Annotated in this window: 19 protein-coding genes; 6 read left to right on the top strand and 13 right to left on the bottom strand. The window is 60.6% G+C overall.

What is annotated here, in order from left to right:
- Positions 1–137: 137 nt before the first annotated feature.
- Both NBG89_RS14355 and NBG89_RS14350 read left to right on the top strand, forming a co-directional pair.
- On the top strand, positions 138–869 hold the full coding sequence (locus NBG89_RS14355; RefSeq protein WP_431320512.1) for an SDR family oxidoreductase: 732 nt from the start codon (positions 138–140) through the stop codon (positions 867–869).
- A 64-nt stretch (positions 870–933) separates the two neighbouring features.
- Positions 934–1,611 carry a DUF1345 domain-containing protein gene (locus NBG89_RS14350; protein WP_431320511.1) on the top strand — a complete coding sequence of 226 codons (678 nt, stop codon included), beginning with the start codon at positions 934–936 and terminating at the stop codon, positions 1,609–1,611.
- A 9-nt stretch (positions 1,612–1,620) separates the two neighbouring features.
- Here NBG89_RS14350 and NBG89_RS14345 read toward each other — a convergent pair whose 3' ends face one another.
- The 8 genes from NBG89_RS14345 to NBG89_RS14310 all read right to left on the bottom strand — a co-directional run bounded on the left by NBG89_RS14345 (position 1,621) and on the right by NBG89_RS14310 (position 9,176).
- Positions 1,621–1,794, bottom strand: a complete 174-nt coding sequence (locus NBG89_RS14345) for a DUF1328 domain-containing protein (RefSeq protein WP_088692176.1) — start codon at positions 1,792–1,794, stop codon at positions 1,621–1,623.
- Between the two features lie 152 nt (positions 1,795–1,946).
- Positions 1,947–2,441 carry an ester cyclase gene (locus NBG89_RS14340; protein WP_431320510.1) on the bottom strand — a complete coding sequence of 165 codons (495 nt, stop codon included), beginning with the start codon at positions 2,439–2,441 and terminating at the stop codon, positions 1,947–1,949.
- Between the two features lie 66 nt (positions 2,442–2,507).
- On the bottom strand, positions 2,508–3,935 hold the full coding sequence (locus tag NBG89_RS14335) for a gamma-aminobutyraldehyde dehydrogenase (protein ID WP_431320509.1): 1,428 nt from the start codon (positions 3,933–3,935) through the stop codon (positions 2,508–2,510).
- A 75-nt stretch (positions 3,936–4,010) separates the two neighbouring features.
- Complete coding sequence (locus NBG89_RS14330; protein ID WP_431320508.1) at positions 4,011–4,826, bottom strand: ABC transporter permease; 816 nt, start codon at positions 4,824–4,826, stop codon at positions 4,011–4,013.
- Positions 4,816–5,790 carry an ABC transporter permease gene (locus NBG89_RS14325; protein WP_431320507.1) on the bottom strand — a complete coding sequence of 325 codons (975 nt, stop codon included), beginning with the start codon at positions 5,788–5,790 and terminating at the stop codon, positions 4,816–4,818. The genes NBG89_RS14330 and NBG89_RS14325 overlap by 11 nt, the downstream gene beginning before the upstream one ends.
- Positions 5,787–6,773: an ABC transporter ATP-binding protein gene (locus NBG89_RS14320; RefSeq protein ID WP_431320506.1), complete on the bottom strand. Its 987-nt coding sequence runs from the start codon at positions 6,771–6,773 to the stop codon at positions 5,787–5,789. Before NBG89_RS14320 ends, NBG89_RS14325 begins: the two co-directional genes overlap by 4 nt.
- Before the next feature lie 202 nt (positions 6,774–6,975).
- Positions 6,976–8,136: an ABC transporter substrate-binding protein gene (locus NBG89_RS14315; RefSeq protein WP_431320505.1), complete on the bottom strand. Its 1,161-nt coding sequence runs from the start codon at positions 8,134–8,136 to the stop codon at positions 6,976–6,978.
- Between the two features lie 131 nt (positions 8,137–8,267).
- Entirely contained in the window at positions 8,268–9,176 is a 909-nt protein-coding gene (locus tag NBG89_RS14310) for a LysR family transcriptional regulator (protein ID WP_007527791.1), read from the bottom strand.
- Positions 9,177–9,357: 181 nt separating this feature from the next.
- Here NBG89_RS14310 and NBG89_RS14305 point away from each other — a divergent pair, with 181 nt between their 5' ends.
- Positions 9,358–10,074, top strand: coding sequence for a hypothetical protein (locus NBG89_RS14305; protein WP_431320504.1), 717 nt, complete (start codon positions 9,358–9,360; stop codon positions 10,072–10,074).
- Between the two features lie 66 nt (positions 10,075–10,140).
- On the opposite strand, the gene lysS is transcribed toward NBG89_RS14305, so the two are convergent.
- From lysS to NBG89_RS14285, 4 genes are all read right to left on the bottom strand, one after another.
- Positions 10,141–11,637, bottom strand: coding sequence for a lysine--tRNA ligase (gene lysS / locus NBG89_RS14300; RefSeq protein WP_431320503.1), 1,497 nt, complete (start codon positions 11,635–11,637; stop codon positions 10,141–10,143).
- 16 nt (positions 11,638–11,653) lie between these two features.
- On the bottom strand, positions 11,654–13,111 hold the full coding sequence (gene gltX / locus NBG89_RS14295) for a glutamate--tRNA ligase (protein WP_431320502.1): 1,458 nt from the start codon (positions 13,109–13,111) through the stop codon (positions 11,654–11,656).
- A gap of 192 nt (positions 13,112–13,303) precedes the next feature.
- Positions 13,304–15,073, bottom strand: a complete 1,770-nt coding sequence (locus tag NBG89_RS14290; protein ID WP_431320501.1) for an SLC13 family permease — start codon at positions 15,071–15,073, stop codon at positions 13,304–13,306.
- Positions 15,074–15,269: 196 nt separating this feature from the next.
- The gene (locus tag NBG89_RS14285) at positions 15,270–16,031 is read right to left on the bottom strand and encodes a hypothetical protein (protein ID WP_431320500.1); all 762 of its coding nucleotides are present in this window, start codon (positions 16,029–16,031) and stop codon (positions 15,270–15,272) included.
- 135 nt (positions 16,032–16,166) lie between these two features.
- Here NBG89_RS14285 and NBG89_RS14280 point away from each other — a divergent pair, with 135 nt between their 5' ends.
- Positions 16,167–16,715 carry a glutathione peroxidase gene (locus NBG89_RS14280; RefSeq protein ID WP_431320499.1) on the top strand — a complete coding sequence of 183 codons (549 nt, stop codon included), beginning with the start codon at positions 16,167–16,169 and terminating at the stop codon, positions 16,713–16,715.
- A 28-nt stretch (positions 16,716–16,743) separates the two neighbouring features.
- Here NBG89_RS14280 and NBG89_RS14275 read toward each other — a convergent pair whose 3' ends face one another.
- Positions 16,744–17,400 carry a TetR/AcrR family transcriptional regulator gene (locus tag NBG89_RS14275; protein WP_088692164.1) on the bottom strand — a complete coding sequence of 219 codons (657 nt, stop codon included), beginning with the start codon at positions 17,398–17,400 and terminating at the stop codon, positions 16,744–16,746.
- Between the two features lie 121 nt (positions 17,401–17,521).
- Here NBG89_RS14275 and NBG89_RS14270 point away from each other — a divergent pair, with 121 nt between their 5' ends.
- Positions 17,522–18,721 (top strand): HlyD family secretion protein, encoded by a 1,200-nt coding sequence (locus NBG89_RS14270; protein ID WP_431320498.1) that lies wholly within the window; start codon positions 17,522–17,524, stop codon positions 18,719–18,721.
- Positions 18,722–18,745: 24 nt separating this feature from the next.
- On the top strand, positions 18,746–20,317 hold the full coding sequence (locus NBG89_RS14265; RefSeq protein ID WP_431320497.1) for a DHA2 family efflux MFS transporter permease subunit: 1,572 nt from the start codon (positions 18,746–18,748) through the stop codon (positions 20,315–20,317).
- Positions 20,318–20,335: the final 18 nt, after the last annotated feature.

Below are 20,335 nucleotides of genomic sequence, written 5' to 3'. Positions count from 1 at the left end.
TACCATGCCCGTCATCACGGGATCGACTAGGGTTTCTCCGGCGAGCGAAGCGTGTTTGAAACAGGTTGACGCCAATTTGAATATATTGTTTGCATATGAATGAACGCGTCGCAAGCGCTGGAATTATGGGAGGACGTATGAGCCACGGTTTGGAAGGCAAGAAGGTCGTCATCACGGCGGCAGGTCAGGGTATTGGTCGAGCGAGCGCTGAGCGTTTCCTTTCGCTCGGCGCGCATGTCTACGCGACCGATATCAACGGGAAGACGCTTTCCACGCTGGAAGGTGCCGAGAAACATGTTCTGAACGTGCTTGATAGCGATGCCGTGCGCGCCTTCGCGGCCGAGATCGGCCCGATCGACGTTCTCTTCAATTGCGCGGGCTTCGTGCATGCGGGCACGATCCTCGAATGCGAGGAGAAGGATTGGGATTTCTCTTTCAACCTCAACGCCAAGGCCATGTATACGACCTGCCGTACCTTTCTTCCGGGCATGCTGGAAAAAGGCAAGGGCTCGATCGTCAACATGGCCTCGGTCGCTTCCAGTGTGAAGGGCGTGCCCAATCGCTTCGCCTATAGTGCGTCGAAGGCAGCCGTGATCGGGCTCACCAAGTCGATTGCGTCTGACTTTGTTGCCAAGGGCATCCGCGCCAACGCGATCTGCCCCGGCACGGTGGACAGCCCCTCCCTGCATGATCGTTTGCGTGCCACCGGCGACTACGAGAAGGCGTTGAAGGATTTCATCGCCCGCCAGCCAATGGGACGCATTGCGACACCCGAGGAGATTGCCGCACTTGTGACCTATCTTGCCGGCGATGATGCAGGCTTCACCACTGGCCAGATCCATGTCGTCGATGGCGGCTGGACCGGCTGAAGCCATATTGCTCCCGCCGCCATCAAGCTGATATCAAAGGCAATCTTGCATCGGTAGGACAGCAATGGCGGAAGGCACGGCGGACCGGGAAAATCGGGTCATGGGGCAAGTGCGCAAGCATATGGTCTTCGTCGTCGCGGTGGCCGCCGGGTTAGTGACGTTCCTGCTTTTGACAAGTAGGGAGGTCAATCCGCAGAACCTGATTTTCGGCTGGAACGTTAGCGCCGTCGTATTTACGGCGCTGACTTGGCGGCGAATGTTGCGTGCGACTGTCGCCAGCATCCGCAAGCGGGCTGAGGATCTCGACTTTTCAGATGTTTTCCTGCTGGCGCTGTCGATTGTCGCAGCCGTCGCGAGCATCGGCGGTATCGCGCTCGAACTTCACTTCGCCAAGGACGCCGGACCAAGCGAAGCCTTGGCGCGGGCACTCGTGGCCATCGTCACCATTCTGAACTCGTGGGTCTTCCTGCACACACTCTTCACCGTCCACTACGCGCACCGCTTCTATGGTGGCGAGGACAAGGCGGAGGGGCTGAAGTTTCCGGAAGGCAATGACGAGCCGGTCTATTGGGACTTCCTCTATTACTCCTTCACCATCGGCGTCGCCTCGCAGACTGCGGATGTGGCGACGACCTCTACCGCGATGCGAAAGCTGACGCTTCTTCACTCAGTTCTCTCGTTCCTGTTCAATACGACGATCCTTGCTTTGGCGATCAATGTTGGCGCAAGCCTGCTTGGCTGACCGACAAAGCTACACAACAGCATTGCCAGCCAGCAACGCCAGGACGAGGAAGATCAGGAAGATCACCAGGGCAATGCCGAAGAGGACACGTGCGATCGTCGCCGTGGCCGCCGATATCCCGGAAAAACCTAGGAGGCCGGCGATCAGCGAAATAACGAAGAATATAAGGGCCCATTTAAGCATGGATGTTTTCCTCTTTGTTCATCGCTTGGATGACGCAATGCGAGGAAATTTGTTCCATGCGCGGTTCCCGCGATTGGCGCGTGTGGGAGTGTCGGCCGAGCCGGCGGTTTGACGGCACCCTTGGTGCGGGCGCCTTCGCGCGGATCGTCGAGTTACATCAGGCCCAGTTGCTTGTAGAAGCCAAGGGCGTCGTAATAATCCGACTGTTGCTTGATGGTGTTGTTCTCAATCACGAAGACCGAAGCGCCATCGAAGGAGAAGGACTTGTTGGTCGCTTTTGTGCCATCGGCCCAGGTACCGCTGTTGTTGCCCGAAAAGGTCCACTCGAAGGAGACCTTGTTTCCGCTGACGATCGGATCGCCGCGCATCACCCATTTCAGATCCGGCGCTGCGGTCATGAAGTTGTCGATGACTCCGGCCTTGGCTTCGGCCCTTCCAACTGTCGGCTTGCCGACGGTTGAGTCGTAGTAGCTCACCTTCTCATCGAAGTAAGAGGCGGCCTTGGCGGCGTCGTGGGCGTTCCATGCGGCCAGATACTGTTGGACGACCTCAAGCGGCGTCTGATCGGCGGCATAGACCGGCGCAGCGGCAAGCGTCGACGCTAGGCAGATGCCGCCGAGGGCGGCAAGAATGGTGCGGCGTTTCATATGGACTCCCCTTTGCGTATCTATTGTTTTTGGTTTGCGGGCCGGGCCAGCGGCCCGGCGCGCGGATCAGCCGTGATTGATCATCACGTGGCGGACGGCCGTGTAGTCTTCCAGTGCGTAGACGGACATGTCCTTGCCGTAGCCTGATTGCTTCACGCCGCCATGCGGCATTTCATTGGTGAGCATGAAGTGGGTGTTGATCCAGGTGCAGCCATATTGCAGACGGGCGGCGGTCTTCATGCCGCGGCTGATATCCTTGGTCCAGACGGACGAGGCGAGGCCATAGTCGCTGTCGTTCGCCCAGGTGACGGCATCCTCGACATCGGTGAAGCGGGTGACCGAGACGACGGGGCCGAAGACCTCACGACGAACGATTTCGTCATCCTGCGTGGCGCCCGCGATGACCGTTGGCGTGTAGAAGAAGCCCTTGTCGCCTGACGTCTTGCCGCCGGTCGTGATCTCCATGTGCTTGTGCTCGCCGGCGCGGGCGACGAAGCTTTCGACGCGGTCACGCTGGCGTTTGGAGATCAGCGGGCCGATTTCGTTTTCGGTATCGTCTGCCTGGTTGAACCTGATCGAGGAGACGGCCGAGGAGAGGTCGGCGACGAATTTGTCGTAGACCTTAGCGTCTGCATAGATGCGGCAGGCTGCTGTGCAGTCCTGGCCGGCATTGTAGTAACCGAAAGTGCGGATGCCCGCGACGACGGCATCGATATCGGCGTCGTCGAAGACGATCACGGGGGCCTTGCCGCCGAGTTCCAGATGGGTGCGCTTGACGGTCTTGGCGGCCGCCTGCAGCACCTTCTTGCCGGTGGCGACATCGCCGGTGATCGACAGCATCGAAATCTTCGGATGGTTGATCAGCGCGTTGCCGACGCTTTCGCCGCGGCCGAGGACGACGTTGACGACGCCTTCCGGCAGGATTTCGGAGAGCAGTTTCGCCATCTTCAGGGCCGTCAACGGCGTATGTTCGGAAGGCTTGAAGACGACGGTGTTGCCGCCGGCGATCGCCGGCGCGAGCTTCCAGGCCATCATCATCAGCGGATAGTTCCACGGCGCGATCGAGCCGACGATGCCGACGGCGTCGCGGCGGATCATCGAGGTGTGGTTCGGCAGATATTCACCGGCGACCGGGCCGTGCAGGTTGCGGACCGCACCGGAGAAGAAACGGTAACAATCGATTATCGCCGGGATCTCGTCGTTCAGCACGGCGTTGATCGGCTTGCCGCAGTTCAGCGCTTCCAATGCGGCAAAGCCCGCAGCATCCTTTTCGATCGCATCGGCAATCTTTAGAAGGTAGCTGGAGCGTTCGCCCGGCGTCGTCTGCGACCAGTGCTTGAACGCGCCTTCCGCGGCGTCCACGGCGGCGTCGATCTGGCCAAGCGAGGCTTCCGGCAGGTCAAGCACGGTTTCGCCCGTTTTCGGGTTCAGGATGTGCTCTTCCGTTTCCGTGCCCGCTTCGAAGCGGGACCCAATCAGCATCGCGGTGTCCATGATGTTCTCCCTTATTGTTGACGGAGTGGGATGTGGGCGGAAAACCGCTTCACACTTTTCCGCATCCCACTCTGGTTATTTGCCGGCTCCGGCGATCTGGTCGCCGTCGCGAGTGAGGTAGTACGCTGCCAGGATCGGCAGGAAAGTGACGAGCACGACGACCATCGCGACCACGTTGGTGACCGGGCGCTGCCGCGGGCGGATGAGTTCTTCGAGCATCCAGATCGGTAGCGTCGATTGCTGTCCGCCGGTGAATGTGGTGACAATGACCTCGTCGAACGACAGCGCGAAGGCGAGCATGCCGCCGGCCAGAAGCGCCGTGCCGATGTTCGGCAGGATGACGTGGCGGAAGGTCTGGAAGCCATCGGCGCCAAGATCCATCGATGCCTCGATCAGCGAACCGGAGGTGCGGCGGAAGCGGGCGACGGCGTTGTTGTAGACGACAACGACGCAGAAGGTCGCGTGGCCAAGCACGATCGTCCAGACCGAGAAGGGAATATCGAACAGGCTGAAGGCCGAGCGCAGCGCAATGCCGGTGATGATGCCGGGGAGCGCGATGGGCAGGATGACCAGCAGCGAGATCGCCTCGCGGCCGAAGAACTTCGTCTGGCTGATCGCCGCGGCGCAGAGGGTGCCAAGCACCAGTGCGATTGATGTGGCGATGCAGGCGACCTGCACGGACAGGCCGAGCGCCGACCAGACATCTGGACGGTTCCAGGCGATGGCGAACCATTGCGTCGTCAGCCCCGGCGGCGGCCATTGATAGCTCTTTTCCTCCGTCGTGAAGGCGTAGACGAAGATCAATAGGATCGGCAGGTGCAGGAAGAGCAGGCCGCCGGCTGCGGCGATCTTCAGGAACAGCGGCGAACGCTTTGAACGGTCAGAGCGCATCGAAGGCCCCCTGTTTCTTGGCGAGCCAGAGATAGATGGCCATGATGACGATCGGCACGACGGAGAAGGCGGCCGCGAGTGGGACGTTGCCTGCCGTGCCCTGCTGGGCGTAGACCGCCTGGCCGATGAAGAGACGCGACGAGCCGATGATCTGCGGAATGATGTAGTCGCCAAGGGTCAGCGAGAAGGTGAAGATCGAGCCGGCGACGATACCGGGCAGCGCCAGCGGAAAAAGCACTGTGCGGAACGTCTGGCTCGGGGTAGCGCCGAGGTCGGACGAGGCCTCGATGAGGTTGCCGGGGACGCGTTCGAGCGCTGCTTGTGTCGGCAGGATCATGTAGGGCAGCCAGACATAGACGAAGACGACAAACGTGCCGAGATAGCTGACCGACAGCGAATTGCCGCCGATGACGGGCAGGTTGAGAATGCCGTCGAGCAGCCAGGAAAGGTGCATCTTCTCGAAGATCCAGGTGAGGATGCCTTCCTTGGCCAGGATCAGCTTCCAGGCATAGATCTTGACGAGATAACTCGACCAGAGTGGTAGCATGACACCGAGATAGAACAGCGCCTTCCATTTGCCCTGCGCATAACGGGCGGCATAGTAGGCGATCGGGAAGGCGACCACGGCGGAGGCCAGTGTCACCAGCGCCGCCATGATGATGGTGCGGATGATGATGTCGAAATTCGTCGGGCTGAGGAGCTGAGCATAGGTCGCGAGCGTGAATTCGTAATTCACCAGGCCTGAGAAGTCATCGATCGAGAAGAAGCTCTGTAACAACAGCGCGATCAGCGAACCGATGTAGATGATGCCGAGCCACAGCAGCGGCGGCGTCAGCATCAGGAAGAGCAGCAGTTTCGGACGCCGCCAGAAGGCATCGGAAAGCCGTCCGAAGAAGCCACCGCGACCGGGCAGGATCGAGGTCTCGCGCAGATCGGTCGGCTTGGTCAGCGCAAGGGTGGTCATGCTGCGTCGTCCATGTAATGCACGTCCACAGGCTGCCAAGCGAGGCGAACGCTCGTGCCGACTTCCGGCACGTGGGCGCCGGCAGGCAGCATGACGTGCAGCCGCGTGCCGCGGATATCGACCGACAAGCGGGTTGCAGCACCCAGGAAGCTCGCGTGCTCCACACGCGCCTCGACACCTTCGCCGGCGACGTGGATCGCTTCCGGACGCAGGCTCGCCCAACGCTTCTCGCCGCCGAGCGCGGTCATCAGATCGGGCGCAATGACATTGGAGGAGCCGACGAAATCCGCGACGAAGCGTGTCTTCGGGCAGCGATAGATGTCGTGCGGGGTGCCTTCCTGGACGATCCCGCCATTGTTGAAGACGGCGACGCGGTCGGCCATCGACAGCGCCTCGCCCTGGTCATGAGTGACGAAGACGAATGTGATGCCGAGCGCGCGCTGCAGGCTCTTCAGCTCCTCCTGCATCTGCTCGCGCAGTTTCAGATCGAGCGCGCCGAGCGGTTCGTCGAGGAGCAGGACCTTCGGCTTGTTGACGAGGGCGCGGGCGAGCGCCACGCGTTGCCGCTGGCCGCCGGAGAGCTGGCCAGGCTTGCGCGCGCCGTAGCCCGGAAGCTTCACAAGCTCGAGCGCCTGCTCGGCGGCTTTGGTGCGTTCGGCCTTACCGATGCCCTTGACCATCAGCCCATAGGCGACGTTGTCGAGGATGTTGAGATGTGGGAAGAGCGCGTAGTCCTGGAAGACCGTATTGACGTTGCGGCGATAGGGCGGAATGCCCTCTGCCGTTTCGCCGAATATTTCGATATGGCCGTCCGTCGGCTGCTCGAAGCCGGCGATCAGGCGCAGGCACGTCGTCTTGCCGGAACCGGAAGGGCCGAGCATGGCGAAGAATTCGCCCGGCGCAATTTCGAGATCGACGCCGTCGACGGCACGGACCTGCCCGAAATGGCGCGAGACCTGTTGGAAACGGACGGCGGGGATCATTGTAAGCTCCGGAAATGTAGTGTCTGTTTTGACTTCTTCGCAGCGGGAAGAAGGTGGCCCAAAAGGCTCCAACGAGGGGGCAACTCGGCGTTCCGTCATCGCGCCCCGCGCTGACGTCCGCTCTTTTGCTCGGTTGCCCCCTCGTCTGCCCTCGCAGGGCGTATTCTCCCCGAGCGAGGAGAAGAAGAGGTCGCGGGCGAAATTATCGTCCGCCGATCACGCCGATATAGTCAGATACCCAACGGTGATACGGCACGCACTCGTTCTGCGTGGCGCACTTCGCGGTCGGCGTTCTCCAGAACTTGATTTTGTCGAAGTGGTCGAAGCCGTTCGTTGCGCAACCTTCGTCGGTCAGCAATTCGTTGCCTTTGCAGGCTGCGGGGACCGACGGCACCGCGCCAAACCAGGCAGCGGCGTCGCCCTGGACCTTGGCTTGCAGCGAATGCTCCATCCACATGTAGGCGCAGTTCGGGTGCTCGCTGTCGACGTGCAGCATGGTCGTATCAGCCCAGCCGGTTGCCCCTTCTTCCGGGAAGGTGGAGGCGATCTTCTGCTTGTCGGCCTGCATCAGGTTGACCTGGAACGGCCAGGAGCCCGAGGCGACCACGCCCTCGTTCTTGAAGTCGTCGATCTGGATCATTGCGTCGTGCCAGTAGCGGGAAACGAGCTTGCGCTGGCCGCGCAGCAGATCGAGGGCTGCCTTGTACTGGTCTTCGTTCAGCTCGTAAGGATCCTTGATGCCGAGGTCTGGCTTGTGCGCCATCAGGTAGAGGGCGGCATCCGCAATATAGATCGGGCCGTCATAGGCCTGGACACGCCCCTTATTTGACTTGCCATCCGGAAGCGTCTCTTCCTCGAAGACGACCTTCCAGCTGGTCGGCGCCTTATCCTTGAAGGCATCGGTGTTGTACATCAGAACGTTCGGCCCCCAGAGGTAGGGTACGCCGTAGTGGGCGCCATTGACCGTGTACCACGCCCCCTTCTGCAGACGCGGATCGACATTCTTGAAGCTCGGGATCAGGTCGGTGTTGATCGGCTGGACACGCTTGCCGGCGATCAGGCGAAGCGATGCGTCGCCGGACGCGGTGACGAGGTCGAAGCCCCCTTCGTTCATCAGCGAGACCATTTCATCCGAGGTCGCGGCCGTCTTGACGGAGACCTTGCAGCCGGTTTCCTTTTCGAAGGCGGTGACCCAGTCGTAGCTCTTGTCGCTTTCGCCGCGTTCGATGTAACCCGCCCAGGCTACGATGCTCACTGCACCTTCGCCCTTGCCGAGCGCCTTCAGCGGTTCGGCGGCGGCCACCTGCGTCACGAAGCTTAAGCTCGCGAGGGCAGCAGTGCACGATTTCAGAAGATATTTCATCTGATGTCTCCCGGTTTTGCCACTTTTCGTGGCGTTATGTTCCCGGATGAAAAAGTGCGCCGAATTTTCCGGTTTCGCAAATTCATTTATCAGAAAGCCGATATCGGAAAATCCGATATCAATACTGGCATTCAGCGCGGTCGACCGGACCGGAGCGCCTCCGCAATGCCCACAAAGTCGCGGGCCGCCTGCGGCAGGCTCGACCCCTTGCGCCAGACCATGCCCACCTGGACGACGGGGAGCGAGCCGGACACGTCGCGGCTCTCGATGCGGTCGCCTTCCAGCGACCAGGGGCGATAGACGAGATCCGGCAGCAGCGCCACGCCGGCGCCGGTGGCGACCAGGCTGCGCACCGCTTCCACCGAACGCGTGCGGAAGGCAACATGCGGGCGCGCGCCGAGCGCCGAAAGCAGTTTGCCGGTGTTCTCCTCGATTTCGTCGACGGTCAGCATGATCAGCGGCTCGCGGGCGATATCGGCGACGGAGATGATGTCGGCGGAGACCAGTGGATGGCCCATGGGCAGCCACAGCCTGTAGGGCGAGGTTTCCAGAATTTCCGCCTGCAGGGCCATGCGGTCACGCAGGTTGGAGATCACCATGACAGCCACATCCAGCTCGCCGCCGACCAGCAGATGCTCGAGATAGCTGCCATTGTCCTCGATGGCGCTGACTTCGACGCCTGGGCAGGCGCGGCGATAGCGGGCCAAGAGGTCGGAGAGCACGTAGCCGGCAACCAGCGAGGTGACGCCGATATTGAGCGTGCCTGACAGCTCATTCTGCTTGCCGGAAAAGCTGGTGCGCGCATCAGAAACGCTCGCCAGGATTTTCGTCGCATGGCGAAGGAACTGATGGCCATTGTGGGTGATCGACAGACCGCGCGGATGGCGTTCGAAGAGCGCGACGCCGAGATCGGTTTCTAGTTCTTTCAGCGCCTCCGTAACCGAGGATTGCGAGATCGAAAGGTTCTGCGCGGCACGCGTTACGGAGCCCTGTTCGGCGACGGCTACGAAATACTGGATCTGGCGGAGCGTGAAGGCCATACGCCGTTAGAGCATGGTCGCGAGGATATTGGCAAGCATAGGGAAAGCTTGGACCTTTTTTGGTGCTAATCCCATACTGACGCAAACTTGGAGGGCTCGTTTAAGTATTCGGAAACGTCATTTCTCTAGCGTCGAGACCACTCGTATTGCGTTGGAGCTCGTTAATGGCGGAGCAGTTGGCGTGAAGGCCCTACTGCGCATCTTCCGGCCTTCCCGGAAATTGGTGTTTATCATCGCTGGCGTCGCCCTCCTCGGGGGCGTCTCCGGCGGCGCCGCGCTGTTCATCGGCAAAGACAAGATCCTCGGCCTTTCCGCGGAGACGATGAACGGTCTCTCCTGCACCGACGTCAATCTCGTCACTATTAAGAAACAGAACCGCGTCTGGATCCGCAAGTATATCAAGACCGAGCCGACCGATGGCATGACGCGGGTCAAGACCGCGCTTCGCGTGGCCAAGGCGATCTACAATGCACAGAAGCCCGATCTCGTGCAGGTCGTTGTGCTCGATACCAATGGACCGACGCTGCGTTCCGATATTCGCGGCCGGGCGATCGGCGCCGACGTCGTCTACATTCCGCATCCCGATCCCGTTCTCGAAAGCGCGGAGGCGAAGACGTACACCGCCCGCTATTATGACGGCGAGGCTGCCGCCAACGGGTTGTTCTTCGGCGAACGTGTCGATCTGCCCGAGGACGAGATCACAGCGCTGAACGCGTCCTTCAAGGAATACTCCGACTGCATCGATCCGATCGCCGTTGCCTCAACGAAGGGTGGCGAGGGCAAGGGTGAGAAGAAGGAAGAGCCGAAGGAAGAAAAGTCGGCCGAGGGTGGCGGGCAAGACGCGGCGCCTGCAGGGGAACCTGCGCCAGCGGAATCAGCGCCCGCTGCCGGTCACTGACGGTTCGAACGAAAAAAGGCGGCGAGCCGACCGGGCCGCCGCCTTTTCTGTTCCGTATGAGCCGGCTCAGTCTGCCTTGCTGCGGCGAGCCGGGAAGAGGATCACGTCTCGGATCGACGGAGCGTTGGTGAGCAGCATGATCAGGCGATCGACGCCGATGCCGAGGCCACCTGCCGGCGGCATGCCCTGGTCGATTGCATCGAGGAATTCGTCGTCCAGCTGCTTTTCCCTTTCACCGCGGGCGTGCGCCTGCTCCAGCTGCTCGACCATGCGGCGACGCTGCTCTTCCGGATCGTTGAGTTCCGAAAACGCGTTGCCGAGTTCCCAGGCGTTGCAGTAGGTCTCGAAGCGCTCGACGAGGCGCGGCTCACCCGGGACTTCCTTGGCGAAAGGCGAGATGTCCTTCGGGAAATGGGTGACGTGTGATGGCTGGATCAGCGTCGCTTCAACCTTCTCTTCGAAGATGAAGGCAAGGCATTCGCCCCAGGTCCAATCCTTCTCAACTTCGAAGCCGGCCGCCTTGGCGGCTGCGCGGGCTTCCTCGTCCGTCTTCATGGCGAGGAAGTCGATGCCGGTCACTTCCTTGACGGCGTCGGGCATCGGAACGCGCTTGAACGGACCCTTGAAGGAGATCACCTTGTCGCCGAAGGGGAATTCCGTCGTGCCGTGGATCGACAACGCCAGGCTTTCGAACAGCCGCTCGACGAGGTCCATGATGTCCTCGTAGTCCGCATAGGCCCAGTAGCACTCCATCATCGTGAATTCTGGATTGTGCCGGGTCGAGACGCCCTCGTTGCGGAAGTTGCGGTTGATCTCGAACACCTTGTCGGTGAGGCCCGAAACCAGCGTCCGCTTCAGATACAGCTCCGGCGCGATGCGCAGGTACATGTCGAGCTTCAGCGTGTTGTGATGCGTCTTGAACGGCTCGGCGGTGGCGCCGCCATAGACCGAGTGCAGCATCGGCGTTTCGACTTCCATGAAGCCGTCGTTTTCCATGAAGCGACGGATGCCGGAGACGATCTTCGAGCGCTGCTGGAAGCGGAGTTTCGATTCCTCGTTGGTCATGATGTCGAGGTGGCGCTTGCGATAGCGGATCTCGACGTCGGAGACGCCGTGCCACTTCTCCGGCATGGGGAGTAGCGACTTCGTCAGCATCGTGATTTCGCGGGCGTTGATCGACAATTCGCCGCGCTTCGTACGGCGCACCGTACCGGTGACGCCGATGATGTCGCCGATATCGATCATGCCGAGCATGTTGCGTGCTTCTTCCGGCGTCACGTCCTTGTGGCTGAAGATCTGGATCTTGCCGGAGGCGTCATGGATATCCATGAACATGCCCGAATTGCGCGAGGAATAAACGCGACCGGCAACGGTCACGACATCCTGTGTCTCGACATCAGACTCGAGGCCTTCGTACTTCTTCGCCAGTTCGGCATTGGTCATGGTCCGGTGGAAATGCGCGGGATAGACGTCACCGATCTGTTCGCGCAGCAGCTTCAGCTTCTGGGCGCGGACTTCGGTTGCGTCGGAGGAAAGGGTCGCTGTTTCGGTCTTTTCGGTCATGATGCAAACGTCCGGTTCAGTTCTTCGGGCCGACGAGGGAGGCAACTGCCTGGGCGGCCAGTTTCAACCGCTGACGCACGACGGAGCGGCCGAGGATCGCCATCGAGTCGAAGAGCGGCAGCGAGCGCGAGGAGCCGGAGACGGCAACGAAGAGCGGCGCCACGACGACCTTCAGCTTCTTGCCCATGCGGTCGGCTATCGCGCGCAGCTCGGCTTCGATCGTCTCGACGTTCCATTCGAGGATCTTTTCAAGGTCCGGCTGAACGGTGTTGAGGATCTCCAGGATCTCTTCCGGCGGCGACTTGATCTTGGCGAAGGTCGAGGGGTCCACTCCGAGGTCGGACTTCAACAGGAAGCCTGCGAGTTCCGGGAGTTCGCCGAGTTTGGAAATACGCGACTGCGACAGGCGCAGGCCAGCCTTCAGGCGGTCGTTCTCCATTGCCCAGTCGAGCACGCGGGCCTGGAATTCCTCTTCCGACAGCTTCTCGCGGATCCAGCGACCGTTCAGCCAATCGAGCTTCTGGATGTCGAAGATCGCGCCGGCCTTGGAGAGGTTTTCGGGGTCGAACTTTTCCGAGAGTTCGTCCATCGTCAGCAGCTCCTCGCCTTCGGCGATCTGCACGAAGAACAGGCCGAGGAAGTTCATCAGCGCTTCCGGGATATAGCCGAGAGCGGAATAATAGGAGATCGAGGTCGGGTTCTTGCGCTTCGAGAGCTTCGACTTGTCGGCGTTGCGCATCAGCGAAAGATGCATGAACACCGGCTGTTCCCAACCGAAATAGCGATAAAGCAGGATGTGCTTCGGCACCGATGCCAGCCACTCTTCGCCGCGCGCGACGTGGGTGATCTGCATCAGATGGTCGTCGATGACGTTTGCCATGTGATAGGTCGGCATGCCGTCGCCCTTGATGAGGACCTGCATGTCGACGGAGTCCCACGGGATCGAGACATCACCGTAGACGCCATCGGTGAAGTCGCAGGAGCCTTCGGTCGGGATCTTCATGCGGATGACCGAGCCTTCGCCAGCTGCCATCTTTGATCTGACTTCTTCGGCCGAGTATTTCAGGCAAAGACCGTCATACTTCGGTGCCTTGCCGGCGGCGCGCTGCTCTTCGCGCATCTTTTCCAGCCGCTCCGGCGTGCAGAAACAGCGGAAGGCGTGGCCCTTGTCCAGCAGTTCCTGGCCGTATGGCGTGTAGATATCCTTGCGGTCGGACTGACGATAGGGGCCGTAGGGACCGCCGATGTCAGGACCTTCCTTCCATTCGAGGCCGCACCATTTCAGCGCGTCCAGCACCTTCTTTTCGAATTCCGGGGTCGAGCGCGTCGCATCGGTGTCTTCGATGCGCAGAATGAACTCGCCGCCGTTCTTCTTGGCGAAAAGATAGTTGAAGAGTGCGATGTAAGCAGTGCCGACATGCGGCTCGCCGGTCGGCGAGGGAGCAATGCGGACGCGGACGCCGGAAGCTGTCATTTTTATGTGCCCGTCAAATGAATGCCGGACGGCTTTTCCTGGGAAAGCGACGTTCGGCCGGAAAGAATGCAGATAACTGGATCAGGAAACCGGCTGGAAAAGGGCACTGCCCCCGTTCATCCGCCGATTGCCCATTTGGCTGGCCTTAAGGCCATATTCGACCGCGCGCGTCAAGGAAAATGGGCAATTTGGTCAACGAACCGGCCAGACGTATAGCAGGGCGGGCACGCTGACGAGGATGATGATGAAGGACAGCGGCAGGCCGAGGCGAGGATAGTCGCTGAAGCGGTAACCGCCCGGGCCGAAGACAAGTGTGTTACATTGGTGGCCGATCGGCGTCAGGAAATCGCAACCCGCTCCAACGGCGACCGCCATCAGGAACGCCTCTGGCCGGTATCCGAGTGTCTGGGCGAAGCTTGCGGCAATCGGCGCCATGACCAGAACCGTTGCCGCATTGTTGAGGAACGGGGTTACCGCCATGGCGGTGATGAGGATCAGCGCCAATGCGCCGAAGGGCGGCATCTGGGCCGCAAAGTGGCCAAGCCAGCCGGCAATCAGATCGCTGCCGCCGGTCGTTCGCAGTGTGTCGGAGACGGGGATCAGAGCCGCAAGCATGATCAGGATCGGCCCGTCCACGGCCTTGTAGACCTCGGCGAGCGGGATTGCCCGAAAGACGACCATTGCCAGCGCCGCGCAGAAGAAGGCAACCGAAACCGGAACCATTCCGGCTGCGGTTACACCCATCGCAGCGGCGAGGATCAGCAGCGGCACATAGGCCCTGCGCGGCGTGCCGAGCATGATGTCGCGCTGCGCCAGGGGAAGGCAGGCGAATTCCTGCAGGAAGGCAGGCAGGTTTCGGCGGCTGCCCTGTAACACAAGAACATCGCCGGCGCGCAGGGTCACTTCGCTCAGGCGCTCTGTCAGCCGGTGACCGTGGCGGCTGACGGCAAGCAGGTTGATCCGACGGCGGTTCCACAGTGAAAGCTGGCGCGCGGACCAGCCGACCAGCATGGACTCGGATGAAATCACCGCTTCGATGGAGGTGACGTCTCCTTCGGCCTTCGCCTCAGGGATCGGTTTGCCGGCAAGCTTGAGCTTGGCATTGGAAACGACGCGGTCCAGCGCCTCCGGGCGCCCCTCCAGCAGGATCGTGTCACCTGCTTTCAGCAGGATGTCAGGGAAGGGCGAGAGGCGTGAATGCCCGCGCAGGATCGCGGTTGCGATTACTTCTCCATCGCCAAGCTGCAGGATACCGTTGAGTGCCTTGCCTTCGAAACCCGCGCCCTCCACGACGGTTGCCTCGGAAAAGTAGTTCTTGAGATCCAGCGCTTCCTCCAGCGACGGATTCTCGTTCTGTCGCTCGGGAAGGAGCCAGTGGAAGAAGATCAGAAAGACAATGCCGACCAGTGTTAGCGTCGCTCCGACCGGCGTGAAGTCGAACATCGTGAAGGGTTCACCACTGATTTCGCCGCGAAGTCGCGAGACCACGATATTCGGCGAGGTGCCGATCTGGGTCATCAGCCCGCCCAGAAGGGCGGCAAAGCTCATGGGCATCAGGTAGAACGATGGTGATCTCCCACTCTTGCGGGCAAACTGGAAAGCGACCGGAATCATGATCGCAAGCGCGCCGATGTTCTTGATGAAGGCAGAGAGAACGGCGACAACGATGAGCAGCAGGGCGAGTTGCGCATGCAGCTTGGTCAGATTGGGGAAGAATCGCTTGATCGTGGTGTCGACGATTCCGGAGCGCGCGACGCCGGCGCTGACGATGAGCGCACTGCCTACAATGATGACGATGTCATCGCTGAAGCCCGAAAATGCCCTGTCGAAAGGCACGATGCCGACAGCTACTGCCAGAACAAGGGAACAACAGGCGACCAGATCATAGCGGAAGCGATCCCAGATGAAGATCGCCATCATCAGGCCGATCACGCTGAAGGCGAGGATCTGCTGTGTTGTCATGCGACTCCAGCGTCTCGAGGCCGAGCGACGGGCGTGCGCCTGCCGCCTTGATATCTGTAAGCCTTCCTGGACTAATCAATGCTGTGCCGGGTGCAAAGTTCCTGTTCGGCACTTCAAGGACGCGGATCGTTTGCGCCAGGATCTCGTCGGTGTCGCGATAATACGAGCGCGATGCTGCTCAGCGTTCCGCAAATTGCTATTGTTGAAGCTCGGCCAGCGCCCTGCGAAGGGGCGTATCGGAAATCTGGATCCAGCCCGAAAACGGGATGTCCATATCCAGCACGATGAAGATCGACAGGGATATGAGGAGCGCGGACATGAAGAACATCAGGACGACGATGATGTTTCTCGGCGCACGATAGCCGAAGCTGGCAAAGATCAAGGTCAGCCACGCCGTCAGCATCGTGATGAGCGGCCTCGGAATGACGCCTTCCGATTGTTCGACGATGATCCAGCGTTGCTCGACGATCCTTTGGTACTGCTGGCGGGCGTCGTTCCAGAGCGCAACATGCCCCGGGTCGGACGGCCTGATCAGCGAAAGGCTGTCGCCGACGGCATTGAGGGCAAGCTCGCTCGTTCGGTCGCTCTTGACCATTGGATCAGTGGCGGCGCGCGCCGGATTGGTCAGCGCTTTTTCGACGTAGTTTTCCAGGCGCTTACGGGTTTCGTTGGCCTCGAGGCCATAGGTGCGCAGGGTTCGGTCAAGAAGGATGATTTGCGTCGCGAAGGCGTGAACGTTCTTATCGATCTCGGCGAAGGTGTTCTTTGACGAATTGATCATCAGGCCAAAGACAAGCGATGTCATAACGACGAAGATGTTGGCGACCAGCCGGACGACGGTATTGGTCTCGTCCTGGCGGTGATGTACCGGCAGCTTCGAGTAAGTCAGCATCGTTCCGATCGAGGCTGTCATGAGCAAAGCGAAGACAACGACCGCCACCAGCAATTCCAGCACCATCTTGCGTCGCGCCCTCCCGTGCTCCTGGGGCAAACTAGCTGTTTTGTTTGATTTTGCCAGTGGACTGCATCTGCCTGCTGGACAAACGCACGGGTGGGTATAGCTTCCGCGGCGGAATTCATGCTGGAGATAGTGATGACTGATCTTTTGAACATACCGGTGAAGCTGGCCGACGGCCGCGAGACAACGCTGAGCGATCACCGCGGCAAGGTAATCCTGGTCGTCAATGTCGCCTCCAAATGCGGCCTGACTGTCCAGTATGAAGGGCTCGAGAAGCTCTATGAGGACAAACGCGAGCGCGGCTTCGTGATTGCCGCCTTTCCGGCGAACAATTTCAAGGGGCAGGAACCCGGCACGGATGCCGAGATCGTTGAATTCTGCACCCTGACTTATGACGTGAAGTTTCCGATCTTCTCGAAGATCTCGGTGAAGGGCGATGACAAGCATCCGCTCTACCAGCTGCTGACAGCCGCTGCCGGGACGGCAGTTGGCGAAGGTCCGATGCGGGAGCGGCTGCGCAATCACGGCATCGAGACCGGCGACAAGAGCGATATCCTGTGGAATTTCGAAAAGTTTCTGATTGGCCGCGATGGCAAGATCGTGGCGCGGTTTGCGCCTGATGTCACGGCCGACGATCAGCGACTGACTTCTGCCATCGACAAGGAGCTTGCAAAGACCGCCTGAGGCGGTTCTCCGCGCTTAAGCGCGGCGACTAAGCTGGAACGACTGCCGCGCCGTTCAGAAACAGATCGGCGCACATTTTCGCCCGGGCAGCGATCTCCTCGATCCCGGGCGCCGGCAGCTGCCGCAGCATTGCGGCGCGCTGTGGCTCCATGGCCATCATGCCGCGCAACATGCCGCAAGCGGCATGCGGGTCGTCGAGAGCGATGAGGCCGCGATCGACCTGTTTGCGCAGCCATCCCTCCATCAGTGCGCTCGTTCGAACGATGGCTTTTTCATAGAAGGATGCGGAGATTTCGGGGAAACGGTCGGACTCGCCGATCACGAGGCGCATCATGGTGATGGTGTCGTCAGAGAGTGTCAGCATGCCATAGGCCATCAGCATCCGCTCGAGGCCTTGGCGCAGATCGGCCGCGGCAAGCGTAGTCGGGTCGAGGGCCAGCAAAAAGCGGCTAATGCGATCGGAAATCAGGTCGGAGAAGAGGTCGGCTTTCGTCGGAAACAGCCGGTAGAGCGTCTTTGTCGAAACGCCCGCTTCCTGCGCGATCGCTGCTATGCTCGCCGTCGCATATCCATTCTCGTGAAACTGCTTGTTGGCAGCCTCAATGATGACGCTTCTGGTGTCGTCATCGCACCGCGCCTGTGGTCTGCCTCGCGGCCTTCTCTCGATCTTGTGATTTTGGACCATCACTATTTTCCAAATTCATGTTGACATCGATTTTATAGAGCATATTTTGGAAAACGTCAATTTTCCATTTTGTGCATCAGGCTGCGTTCCGCGCGATAGCGGCCATGATCCGGAGAAAACAATGACCGCCCAGAAGCTGCATGCTCTGAACAACAACACCGCCCCAAGCGCCGAAACGGTCGCCGAGGCAGCCCCAGAAACGCTTGAGGCCGGCAAGCCGCTGCACGCGGAGGCGCCGCGCGCTGCCGCTAACACGCTGCAGGCTCGCAAGCGACCAGGTCGGTCGCTGCTGCTTGGCGCAGCTGCCATCGCGATCGTGGTCGCAGGTGCCTATTATGGGCACGATTACTGGACGGTCGGTCGCTTCCATGTGTCGACCGACGACGCCTATGTGAAGGCGGACAACAGCACGATCGCCCCCAAGGTTTCAGGCTATATCGCCCGGGTGCTCGTCAACGACAACGAGGCCGTCAAGGCCGGCCATCCGCTCGCGCGTATCGATGACCGCGATTTCCAGGCCGCGCTCGACCAGGCGAAGGCGGATGTTGCCGCTGCGGCAGCCACGTTAAGCGCCAAGCAGGCGGCCCTTGAGATCCAGCAATCGACGATCGCTGCCGCCGGCGCCACGGTCGAAGTCGATAAGGCCAACGAAACGTTCGCCGAGCAGAACAACAAGCGCTATTCGAGCCTTGCCAATAACGGTTATGCCCCGGTCCAGACCGCCCAGCAGGCCGCCTCGCAGATCGCCGCTGCACAGGCAACGATCGTGCGCGACAGCGCGGCCCTCGAGGCAGCCGTAAAACAGGTCGATCTTCTGAATGCCGAGCTTGCCCAGGCAAAAGCTGCGTTCGGCCGTAGCCAGGCGCTTGAGCGCCAGGCCGAGCTCAACCTCTCCTATGCCACGATCGTAGCGCCCGTCGACGGCACTGTCGGCAACCGGACACTGCGCGTTGGCCAGTACGTCCAGGCAGGTACGCAGCTGATGTCGGTCGTCCCGACCAGCGCTGCCTATATCGTCGCGAACTACAAGGAAACGCAGCTGACCGATGTGCATGCCGGCCAGCCTGTTGACATCGAAGTCGATACGTTCCCCGGCCGCACCTATCGCGGTCATGTCGATAGCATCGCACCGGCGAGCGGCCAGGAATTCGCACTGCTGCCGCCGGATAACGCCACCGGCAACTTCACGAAGGTCGTCCAGCGTATCCCGGTCAAGATCGTGCTCGACGGCAATGGCACGGCGGCTGGCGACCTTCGCCCCGGCATGTCGGTGCAACCAAGCATCAACACCAAGGCCGCCGATACGGCTCCCGGAGCGTAACGGGCGCGGGATGAGGATCTTGTCATGTCTACTTCAATTGCAGTCTCCCAGCCGCGAGCCAGCACGAAGGATTGGATAGCCGTTTGCGCTGGCATGATCGGTGCGTTCATGGCAATCCTCAACATCCAGATCACCAATGCTTCACTGCTCAACATCGAGGGCGGCATCGGAACCGGCGTCGACAACGGCGCCTGGATCTCCACCTCCTATCTGATCGGCGAGATCGTCGTCATACCGCTGACGGCCTATTTCAGCAGCGTCTTCTCGTTTCGCCGCTACATTCTCGTCAATTCCATCCTCTTTCCGCTGTTTTCAATGGCATGTGCGTTCGCGCACGACCTTGGCACGATGATCGTGTTTCGCGGCCTCCAGGGGCTCGCCGGCGGCGTCCTGATCCCCATGGCCTTCACCATGGTGCTGACCAAGTTGCCGAAGAGCCAGCAACCGCTCGGCCTGGCGCTTTTTGCTCTGTCGGTGACCTTCGCGCCGGCCATCGGGCCGACAATCGGCGGATATCTCACAGAGAATTACGGCTGGCAGACGATCTTCTTCATCAACACCGTTCCCAGTGCCATCATGGCGGTGGCTCTTGCCCTGACGCTCGAGAAGCAGCCGATGCAGCTCCACCTGCTGAAGGAAGGCGACTGGGCCGGCATCGTTACCATGGCGATCGGCCTTTCTGCCCTGCAGACGGTGCTTGAGGAAGGGAACAAGGACGACTGGTTCTCCTCGCCCTTCATCATCAAGCTCAGCATTGTTGCTTTTGTCTTCCTTGCAGCCTTCATCTGGATCGAGCTCAAGGTCGAAAGGCCCCTCGTGAAGCTGCGCCTGCTGAAGCAGCGTAATTTCGGCATCGGTGTTGTCGTCAACGTGCTGGTCGGCGTAGCCCTGTTCGGGTCCGTCTACATCGTCCCGCAATATCTCGGCCAGGTGCAGCGTTACAACGCCGAGCAGATCGGCAACGTTCTTGCATGGACTGGTTTGCCGCAGCTGATGCTGATCCCTCTCATCCCATGGATGATGAAGCGCGTGGATGTCCGTGTGCTCGCCGTCGTCGGCGTGAGCGTCTTCTCCGTCAGTTGCTTCATGAACATCTGGCTTTCGTCCGACAATGCAGGTGACCAGTTTTGGATCCCGAACATCGTGCGCGCCATGGGTCAGGCACTGGTCATCACGCCGGTTACCGCGATCACCACGGGCGGCATCGCTGCGGCGGACGCGGCGGCTGCCTCGGGCCTGACGAACATGTTGCGCAACCTCGGCGGCGCGGTCGGCACGGCATCGCTTGGCACCATCCTGACCAAACGCGAGCAGTTCCATTCGAATATCATCGGTCAGTCTGTGACGCTGGCTCGCGACGAGGTTCGTGATCGCCTCGGCCAAACGACCAATTATTTCCTGGCGCACGGCGTCTCCGATCCGGCCGTCGCCAGCCACAAAGCCATTGTCGCCTTGGGTCAAATTGTCAGACGTCAGGCTTTGATCCTAGGCTTCAGCGATACCTTCGCCGTGATCGGTGTCGTGCTTGCCATTGCCGCTTTCGCTCTATTGCTCACCAAGAAAACGCAGGCCGGCGGGGGCGCCGGCGCGCACTGAGCAGCGCAGTAGGATCAA

This window comes from Rhizobium sp. YTU87027, assembly GCF_050644135.1.
Lineage (GTDB): Bacteria > Pseudomonadota > Alphaproteobacteria > Rhizobiales > Rhizobiaceae > Rhizobium.
The sequence above is the reverse complement of the archived record's forward strand: the minus strand, read 5'-3'. Positions and strand labels throughout refer to the sequence as shown.